9 protein-coding genes are annotated in these 9,565 nt (G+C 34.6%); 1 reads left to right on the top strand and 8 read right to left on the bottom strand.

Annotated elements, in window-relative coordinates; all coding sequences use genetic code 11:
• The 3 genes from ACKI5C_RS08590 to ACKI5C_RS08580 all read right to left on the bottom strand — a co-directional run.
• Positions 1-299 (bottom strand): hypothetical protein (locus tag ACKI5C_RS08590; RefSeq protein ID WP_407432728.1); only part of this gene is annotated, 299 nt, incomplete at its 3' end.
• Positions 300-688: 389 nt separating this feature from the next.
• Positions 689-1,087 carry an OB-fold nucleic acid binding domain-containing protein gene (locus tag ACKI5C_RS08585; RefSeq protein ID WP_407432727.1) on the bottom strand — a complete coding sequence of 133 codons (399 nt, stop codon included), beginning with the start codon at positions 1,085-1,087 and terminating at the stop codon, positions 689-691.
• A 65-nt stretch (positions 1,088-1,152) separates the two neighbouring features.
• Positions 1,153-1,614 (bottom strand): hypothetical protein, encoded by a 462-nt coding sequence (locus ACKI5C_RS08580; protein WP_407432726.1) that lies wholly within the window; start codon positions 1,612-1,614, stop codon positions 1,153-1,155.
• A gap of 116 nt (positions 1,615-1,730) precedes the next feature.
• Here ACKI5C_RS08580 and ACKI5C_RS08575 point away from each other — a divergent pair, with 116 nt between their 5' ends.
• Positions 1,731-2,360, top strand: coding sequence for a queuosine precursor transporter (locus tag ACKI5C_RS08575; RefSeq protein WP_407432725.1), 630 nt, complete (start codon positions 1,731-1,733; stop codon positions 2,358-2,360).
• Here ACKI5C_RS08575 and ACKI5C_RS08570 read toward each other — a convergent pair.
• The 5 genes from ACKI5C_RS08570 to ACKI5C_RS08550 form a co-directional block, all read right to left on the bottom strand.
• Complete coding sequence (locus ACKI5C_RS08570; RefSeq protein WP_407432724.1) at positions 2,354-4,009, bottom strand: ATP-dependent DNA ligase; 1,656 nt, start codon at positions 4,007-4,009, stop codon at positions 2,354-2,356. The two genes, ACKI5C_RS08575 and ACKI5C_RS08570, sit on opposite strands and share 7 nt — an antisense overlap.
• The gene (thiC, locus tag ACKI5C_RS08565) at positions 4,009-5,283 is read right to left on the bottom strand and encodes a phosphomethylpyrimidine synthase (RefSeq protein ID WP_407432732.1); all 1,275 of its coding nucleotides are present in this window, start codon (positions 5,281-5,283) and stop codon (positions 4,009-4,011) included. Before thiC ends, ACKI5C_RS08570 begins: the two co-directional genes overlap by 1 nt.
• A gap of 64 nt (positions 5,284-5,347) precedes the next feature.
• A complete protein-coding gene (locus ACKI5C_RS08560; protein WP_407432723.1) occupies positions 5,348-6,193 on the bottom strand; it encodes a methanogenesis marker 8 protein in 846 nt (281 codons plus the stop codon).
• 18 nt (positions 6,194-6,211) lie between these two features.
• Entirely contained in the window at positions 6,212-7,099 is an 888-nt protein-coding gene (locus ACKI5C_RS08555; RefSeq protein WP_407432722.1) for a DMT family transporter, read from the bottom strand.
• Between the two features lie 255 nt (positions 7,100-7,354).
• A complete protein-coding gene (locus tag ACKI5C_RS08550; protein WP_407432721.1) occupies positions 7,355-9,439 on the bottom strand; it encodes a hypothetical protein in 2,085 nt (694 codons plus the stop codon).
• Between the last annotated feature and the right edge of the window lie 126 nt (positions 9,440-9,565).

The raw sequence follows: 9,565 nt of genomic DNA, 5'->3' as shown, positions 1-9,565 counted from the left end.
GGAATTTCAATATCGTAGGGTTTCGGTCCGGTAATGTTTAGTTCGCTTGGTTGAATTTTCGGTCCGGTAATGTTTAGTTCGCTTGAAATATTTGTGTCGTTTTCAAGGGGTTCAATAGTTGAAGATGAATTGTCTTCAGAGCCAATATTGAAATCAACATTCTCTACATCGGCAATATCAATTGTATTGCCTATGTCTGTGTTATTAGTCATATCTACATTATGATCCGCTGCAGAAGCGCAGCTGATGGCGAATACAAAAATTAATAAAGAGATTGTAATTAAACTTATTTTTTTCATGTTGTTTCTCCTAATTTGTTTATTAGAAATTTAATCTCTAATTGGTCTATGTAAAAAATATGTTATATATATTTTCGAATGTAAGTGCTTACTTTCATTATTGAATTCGTAAAACAAGCAGAATTAAACATTAATTTAATTTCTGGTAAATATGTTAGTGCATCTTCATATGGCAATGAGCAATTTCAAATACTGCATGTCTATCGGGATTAAATGTGTAGTTTTAAACACTTCCCATATTTTGATGCAATATATGGGTATTATACAATTCAAATTTTATATTTTTTAAACTGCCACTAATTATTTTAAATATATAATTAATAATTTAAATATTTGCATTAGGAACTCTTATTTTAATTATATGAATTTTTAATTTAATTGCATTTAATTCAGTTGAGAATTCTTATGCTGTCTCCGCCTGATAGAACTATTTCCATTTCATTGTTGTATTCGGTAATTTTTCCAACAACATTGACTTTTTTGTCCTTAAAGTCATTAATATCCAGGTTATTTGTCTGCATCTGTGCAATCTGGCTTTCAAAAATTACCAGAGGCATTTGTCCTGTTCCATCATTGATTGTTAAAAAATAGCTGCTTCCGCTTTTAGAGGATTTCACATCACTTACTACACAATTGATGCTTACTTCCTCATCTATCATTCCACGATTTATGTCTTCAATTTTAACTTCTTTAACTTCAATTGATGGTGTAAAGATTATTAATCCGATTAATCCTATTAAAGAAGTGACTAAGGCAATTTTCAATAATTTGTCATCAGTAATATCCATGGATTTTGATTTAACTTTGGTATTAATAAATTAGATAGTATTTCATAGAGTAATATTGTATCGATTTAGAATTTTCTGTTGCGCCAGTAATTCAGTTTTCTTTGCTTTACTTGCTCTGTGTCAACAAAACTGTACTGGCCTTCTTCTCCGTAGTTTGAAAAGTGAAACATTTTGCTGAAGTCTGAACAGGAATCGTCCGGATCAGTATTTTGTCCGGTTCTTTGACAAATCATTCCATAGGCATAGCCTTGTGGATGGGCTTGCCAGTATGTGCAGTTTTCACAGATGTCATCCCCATAATCTATTTCATCCTCTTCATCATCTTCCTCTTCTTCATAAGGATCATAATAGTCGCAATCTTCATCTTCTTCCAAATCGTCTAAACTGCGTCCGCAACAGCATTCGCTGTCTATGTCAATTATGTCTCCGCAGTTTTCACATCTCACTGCATATTTTGATACGCCACAGTATGGGCATTCATCTTCTACGTCTTCATCATAGTAGTTATCACAATTTATACACTCCATGTTATCAAATATTTGCCTTAATCTATTTAAACTTTTTTAACAATTTGAGATTAATATTTTTCATTGCATTTTCTAATGGGCAATATTTTTAAGATTAAATAACTAAATTAATTAACATGTTTGATGACTTGACTAAAAGTGAGTTATATGCAATTCTTGCTGGTGTTTTTACCGCATCACTTATAATATCCAATATCATTGCTGGGAAAACCTTTGAATTTTTTTCTTTTACTCTTCCCTGTGGAGTTATTATTTTTCCAGTTATTTATATTGTAAATGATGTTTTGGCTGAATGTTATGGTTATCAGAAGGCAAGAAGGGTTATTCTTTTAGGTTTTTTCATGAATCTGATTGCAGTAATTTGTTATAACATTACTATTTGGCTACCTGCTCCGTCATTTTTTGAAGGCAGCGAAGCATTCCGCATTGTTTTAGGTTCAACTTTAAGGCTATTGATAGCCAGTTTTGCAGCATATATTGTAGGTTCTCTTTTAAATGCAAAAGTGATGGTTTATTTAAAGTCAAAATCTGAAGAAAAGCTATTTTTCAGGTGTATATTCTCCACATTAATCGGAGAAGGCTGTGATGCATTGATTTTTATTACAATAGGATTCTGGGGACTGATGCCTGTGAGTGCATTGGTTATGATGATTGTTGTTCAGGCATTGTTTAAGACAGTATATGAAATCATCGTCTATCCATTGACTAAAATTGTAATTTCAAAGGTAAAAAGCCTTGACTATTGAGCATCGTACATTGAAAGTAGTCTTTCAACCGTATCGACATCCTGCGGGCCTTTATCCTTTCTGATATTTTTAACCACCGGAAATCTTATTGAATAGCCGGTTTCATATTCAGGGGATTCAACAATTTCTGAAAATGCAATTTCCAATACGATTTTTGGCTCAACGACAATTTCACGACCTTTGGTTGAAATCTCTATTTCTTTCATCTTTTTGGTTAAATATTCTAGGGTAGCATCATCAAGGCCTGTTGCAGCATAAGCCACGGTTTTAAATTCATCATTTTCGTCTCTTAACGCCACTAAATAAGATCCGACAAAGTCTCCGCGCTTACCTATTCCATATGTTCCTCCAACGATTACCATATCCAAAGTTTCAGGCTCTGCCTTATATTTAAGCATTTTTTTACCTCGAATTCCCGGAATATATGGTTCTGAAGCATCCTTAATCATAATTCCTTCGTGATGAGCAGCAATAGATGAATTAAATAGCTCTTCTATTTCATCAATATTGTCTGGTGTACCGATAACCATGGTACTTAAATTCATCTCGTCTACGTCGGTATCTACAATTTCTTCCAATGTTTCACGCCTCACCATCAGAGGTTCATCAATCATCGGTTCTTTATAATATAAGACATCAAAAAGATATAATTTTAACGGAACATTCTCCATAGCCTCTTCCACATTGTATTTACGTCTGACTCTGTGCAGAATGTTCTGGAAAGGCAAAGGCTTACCGTCACGGGTTGCGATGACTTCCCCTTCCACAATATAGTCTTCATGAGGCAGATATTCATCAAAAAGCTCAACAATTTCCGGAAGTGCATGGGTGATGTTTTCCAGTCTTCGTGTAAATATTTTAATTTCAGAGCCGTTTCTGTGAACCTGCAGTCTGATTCCGTCATATTTTGTTTCACAGATTGCAGTTCCCATCTCCGGAATGATTTCAGCAATCGGAGGGGATAATTGTGCAAGCATTGGTTTGACAGGCGTTCCTGGTGTTAGGTTAAGCTTTGATAATCCTTCTCCTCCCTCCAAAAGGGCAGTTGTTGCAACAACGGAAAAGTCATTGGTCAGCATCTGTGCCCGTTCAACAATTGCTTTGTCAATGTCGAATGCCTGAGCTATTGCATCACGGACAATTCCGTCACCTACACCGATTCTTAGCTCTTCAGTGATTGTACGGGTTAAATATTTGGCTTCAGTAGCTGAAGCCTGTGACAATAATTCAAGAATAATGGAAATTTTACGATTAGTGGAGCGTGAACCGCTTATTTTTGATAGTTTGCGCAGACTGTCAAAAACAAAATTAATGGTTAACGGCTGTGAAAAGAATGTCATCTGTGACTTGTTGGCATACAGTTTAATGCATGCAAGGCCAATATCTCCTTCGTCACGAACAGCATCTTCAACTTTTGCCTGTGTGGTTCCAACAGCTTCTGCAACAGCTCTTTCAACCAATTTTGCTCCAATACCGATTTCTTCTGAACTCCATGCCGGAAAAACCCCTCCACGAAGTAGCAGTCCGACTTTTCCAATAGTATCAGCATCCAATTTTTTCAGATACTCTGCAATAATGTCAGTTTTTTCCAGTCGTTTTGTTGTAGCTTCCAAAGCTGAATATACATCTACTAATTCTTGATATTTCATTAGAAATCGCCTTTTGCTATTTTTACTGCACAATATTCTCCGCACATTGCGCACATTTCATCATCGTCAAGTTCACATTTATCTCTGTATTGTCTTGGCTTTGACTTGTCAAATGCCAAATCAAACTGTTTTTCCCAATTAAATTCTTTTCTAGCCTTTGCCATTTGGCGTTCCTTAATCCATGATTGTGGAAGGCCTTTTGCAACATCTGCAGCTTCTGCAGCAATTTTGGATGCAATGACTCCTTCTTTTACATCTTCAAGTGAAGGAAGTGATAAATGCTCTGCAGGGGTTACGTAACACAAAAAGTTTGCTCCGCTGCTTGCAGCTATTGCTCCACCTATTGCTGATGTGATGTGGTCGTAACCCGGAGCCAAATCAGTGACGAGTGGTCCTAAAACATAAAATGGTGCTCCATGACATATTGTCTTTTGAATTTCCATATTGGCTTTAATCTGATTCATAGGCATGTGTCCCGGACCTTCCACCATGACCTGGACATTTGCATCCTGGGCTCTTTTGACAAGGCCGCCCAAGTTAACCAATTCCTGAATTTGGGGAATATCACTTGCATCAGCCAAACAGCCCGGTCTTAAACCGTCACCTAATGATAATGTGATGTCATATTCGTAGGAAAGCTCCAAAAGGTAATCGTAGTTTTCATACAGTGGGTTTTCGCATTCATTGTGCTTAATCCAGGAGGCCATAAATGTTCCTCCACGACTAACAATTCCCATCATACGGTTCTGTTTTTCAAGTTTGGAAACCAAATCTTTGGTAATTCCACAGTGAAGTGTCATAAAGTCAACTCCTTCCCTAGCCTGATTTTCAATGGCCTTAAAGATATCATCAGGATCCATATCTATGATTTCCTTATTTTTGGCAAGTGTCACAACACCTGCTTCATAAATTGGCACGGTTCCGATAATAACATCAACTGCATCCATTATCTTTTGCCTGAACAGCTTTAAATCAGAACCTGTTGACAAATCCATTATTGCATCAGCACCATATTCAACGGCCAATTTTGCCTTGTTGATTTCCAAATCCAAATCATCAATTTTACTGGATGATCCTATATTTGCATTGATTTTGGTGGTAAGGCCTTCACCAATACCGCAGGCTTTTGCATGACTGTTGATATTTTTTGGAATGACAACTTTTCCATCTGCTATTAGTCTAGCCAGTTTATCAACTTCAATGTTTTCATTTTCTGCAACATCTTTCATTTCCTGTGTGATGTTGCCTTTAATCGCTTCGCTTTTTTGAGTCAATATACCCCTCATTCAAATTAACTTATGTTATGATAATTATGTTTATCTAAGTATTTAATTATTTTTAAATTAATGGATTTGGGTGTTTTTCCAAATCTAATGGGTAATCATTTATTGTTGATGCTTTACCTATTTTTTCAAGTCTATTATCTAAAAATTCTCGGCCTTTTGGGGTAATCGCAAATATAGGAACTTTTGAACCTGAATAATATACTTTTTCCTTTTCGGCATAATCCCTTACCCTGCCGGATGCGCAGGCAGTAATTACATCGGCATTTTTGAATGCAGTTTCAACTTCCTCGTCTGTTGCATTTGTGGTGTGTGCTACAAAGATATAAATGTTAACATCTTCAGGCATAGGATATTCGCGAAGCTCAGAAATTTCTTTTGAAGGTAAAATTGTAATTGCGATATTTTTAAAGCCTTTTTCAATTGCCATTTCCAATCCTTTAATTGGATTTAATTCAGCGGTTTCAGGATTTATTACATTTTCAACACCTAATTTTTCAATAACTTCCGGAATTGGTGTGGTACTGACCAGTCCTGAAACTCTACCTCCGACTCCCTGGATGATTTCAGGATCGGTTATTAACAATGTTCCTGCTCCCTCACAAACTCCAACAACACAGTCAATCAAACCCAATTCCTTGTTGGTTTTTAGGATTTCGGAAATTCCAAATGACATCATATCGGGCATTTTAACAACCCTGTCTGCTGTACACATGCCGAATTCACGGATTCTCTTTTCAATATTCCATTTGATAAAATCTTTATCGAGATGTTTGGCATTATCGATTTTGTCAAAAATAGGACAGTAATCAATTAAAGGGTCTCCAACGGAGGTTACTTTACCATTTTCTACAACTACTTCAGTCTTTCCAAGTGCTTCTATAACATGATAATCTTTCATAATTTCACCTTTTAACTATTATGTTTTGTACTCCTCTTTTGAAAGTATTGTGATGGCTATTATTGTCAATACAATTCCAATAAATATTAACATGGTAGGAATCTCATCATACAATGCAATGCCAAAGAATAGTGCTGCAAGAGGTTCAGTACCTGCTGTTAATATGGCTACGCTGCCCGCATCAATGTAATTCAGAGATTCTGTAAGTAAAACATATGGCAATATAAATGTTAACAGTGCATTAAATATTAAAAATATTATATTTGTGCCAGTATTCATGTTGATAAATATTGTAATTTGATTAAAATTGGTAAATGGAATTAATATTATTGTCATTATGATAATTGCATAGAATAACAGTGTATGGGTAGATGTTCCATCTCTAATGATTTTTTTGGATGCAACATTGTAATTTGCCCAAAAGAATGCAGTACCGATTCCTGCTAAGATTCCAATCCATCCTATATTAAAAACATTTCCTTCCAGAAGTCCTGTCGTTAAGCTGCATCCTATAATTATTAAAAGCATTGAAATAATTTTTTTAGAGGTTATCCTTTCTCTAAATGCAATGTATGCAAAAATAATGACAAACACTGGCGCCAGACTTAAAAGTACTGCCGCAAGAGATAATGGAACAGTATTTGTTGAAACATTGTAGCATAAATTAAGTGCTAATATGTTAATTGCAGCTATTATAATGATTTTTAATTCATCTGATTTTATTCTAAGCAGGTTTTTATCGGTTGCTAGAATAAAGATTAGCATTATGATGATTGAAATTGAAAATCTTGTAAATAATAGTGTTGTATTGTCCATTCCATTTTGAGTCAGAAATCTAACGAAAATTCCACAGGATCCGAATAATATTCCTGCAAGAATTGGCAAAATAAAATAAATTTTTTTCATTAATAGAATTTTTGGTTATGATGGTTAATATATTTGGGGAGTCGACAAAATTTTTAAAAACTAAAACTGTTTTTAAAACTTGTATTTCCCATTTTTGTTTGCAGGTATATGTTTCATTTTCATGAAATCCTGTTACTCTTCAGAGCAAATAATTTCCATCATATCCATCCATATTTCATCATATATTTCCATATTTTCCCCTTTTTTTAAATAATAAACAAAGAAGAAATAATAAATATTTCTTCAATGGATGATTTATCCGACTACAGCTTCGGCTCCGGCAGCTACGTATATGCTCAGTTCACATGCAAGAATTCCACTTAGTATGCCTATAGAAGCACCTACTATAACACCACACAGACAAATGTCCGTCCTATCATAATTAGCGTCATAAGTTTCTGAAATAATCACTCCTGCAGTGGAAAGACCCATTACCGTACCTACAACTCCCCCTACAGCTGCTCCTACAAATGGATTGCCGCTAACTACTGTCGCAGCAATAGCTGCAGTTATTGTTAATGCTATAGCAAGTACACACATTATAGTACTTTCTCCTATGGATATGCTTTCAGCAATATAGACAATGCTTGTGTCACTCAAGATATTTTTACCGTTAATGTATGTATGTCCTCCTTCACCTACACAGACATTATCTCCTTTTCCATATGCCGTATTTCCCCGGAATGTACAATTGTTTAAAAACAGATGTCCTTGGTTAAATATTGCACCACCATTTTTCGCATAATTTTTTGCGAAAGTACAGTTATCACATATTATAACACCTGTATTTATAATTGCGGCACCCCAATCCCTTTCAAATGTATAGTCCATATGATTGCTATCAAAGCGAACATTGTTGAAATAACATTGCCCTGCAAAACATTCAACCGCAGTATTGAAGTTTTTAACAGTCAAATCATAAGCCGCAAATATGGTATTGGGGTCACCGGCCATTTCAACCCATTTTTTCTCACCATGGTCATCTTTGGAATCACCATCAATTGTTGAACCGTTACCCATTATAATAATTGAATCAAAACCGGATATATTTGGTCTCCAACAAACATCAGATACGGCAGTTATCTTGTCTGTAAAAATAACTTCAAAATTATTTACAAAGATATCAGCACCTTTATCTGTGTCAAACCATTGATCCCATCCTTTAACCGAAGAAATTTCAGAATAATCATAGACATCATGAACAAAACCGATGAGATTTTGTGTAAGGCTGAATTTATAGTTTTCATGAAGTACACAATCAAAAATCTGATTGAAATCCGTTATGTTTGAAAAAGACATTGATTTAAGATAATCAAAACCAAAGTGAAAAACAGGTGGGGAAGGCATATCAATATGGAATGATTCAATCCAATCTATTTTAAAGTTCAACATATCTTTGTAAAATTTGTCCAAATAAACATAATCAGATATTTCCTCATATGCAGCAAAATTCAAAATGAAATCATCAGTTTCATTAAAATATTGAGCAAAATAATTAAAATCATCATCAATATTATTTAAACCACCGCACACAATAGATTTGTATATTAAAGGAATAACATCCAATTCATAACTATTCCCTGTAGATATATTACCCCATACAGGAATCTTATATGAATAGAAAAGATAATTCACATCAATATTAAATGCTACTCCATCAATAATCTGAAGTTCATTGGGGCATGTAAAATTTGTAAATGTAATGTTTTTACGATTGCGGTCTATATATACTGCTTCTCCGGATAATTGTGAAGTGGAATTAATCATTATACAATTGGATATAGTATTATTTGCTCCCCCAATGTATAATGCGCCACCTACTCCTCTTGCGGTGCTGTTGATAAACTGACAATTGTCTATTTTTCCGTTGTTTCCTGTCCAGCTTATTGATCCTCCATTTACGGCATAATTGTTATAAAAATTACAATTTTCTATTGTACCGTCATTTCCTTCCCAGCATATTGGACTTAAAACCTTTTGGTAACGGCAATTGTCAAAAATGGTGGGACCCATAATGGTGCTGGGGTCACTGTTTGCAAATTTCAGATTGTTGATGGTTACATTGTTTCCCAGGACTTTAAATATCGCAAAGTTTTGGGATCCTCCGGCATCAATTGTAAAACCGTTTCCATTAATTACAATATTGTCCTGAAAAATTGTAATAATGCGGTCCTGCAATATTATTGTTTGACTTTTTGAGTCAAATTTATAGTCTTTTGTAATGTTATAAACATCTCCGGAATGAAGGTTTTGAATGTCTGTATTCAAATCGTCATATGTTCCAGGTATGGATATATTGTCAATTGGAATATCCGAACCTATATTTGCTGTTGCATTCATGTTATCGCTTGCAGATACACAAGAAATACTTATAAAAATAAATAGGAATATTCCTAATACGTATAATTTTCTAATTTTAACTCCTCCAATTTCATTATGTAATATATATTATACACCAATATGATT

The organism is Methanobrevibacter sp., assembly GCF_045646045.1.
GTDB lineage: Archaea > Methanobacteriota > Methanobacteria > Methanobacteriales > Methanobacteriaceae > Methanocatella.
The sequence above is the reverse complement of the archived record's forward strand: the minus strand, read 5'-3'. Positions and strand labels throughout refer to the sequence as shown.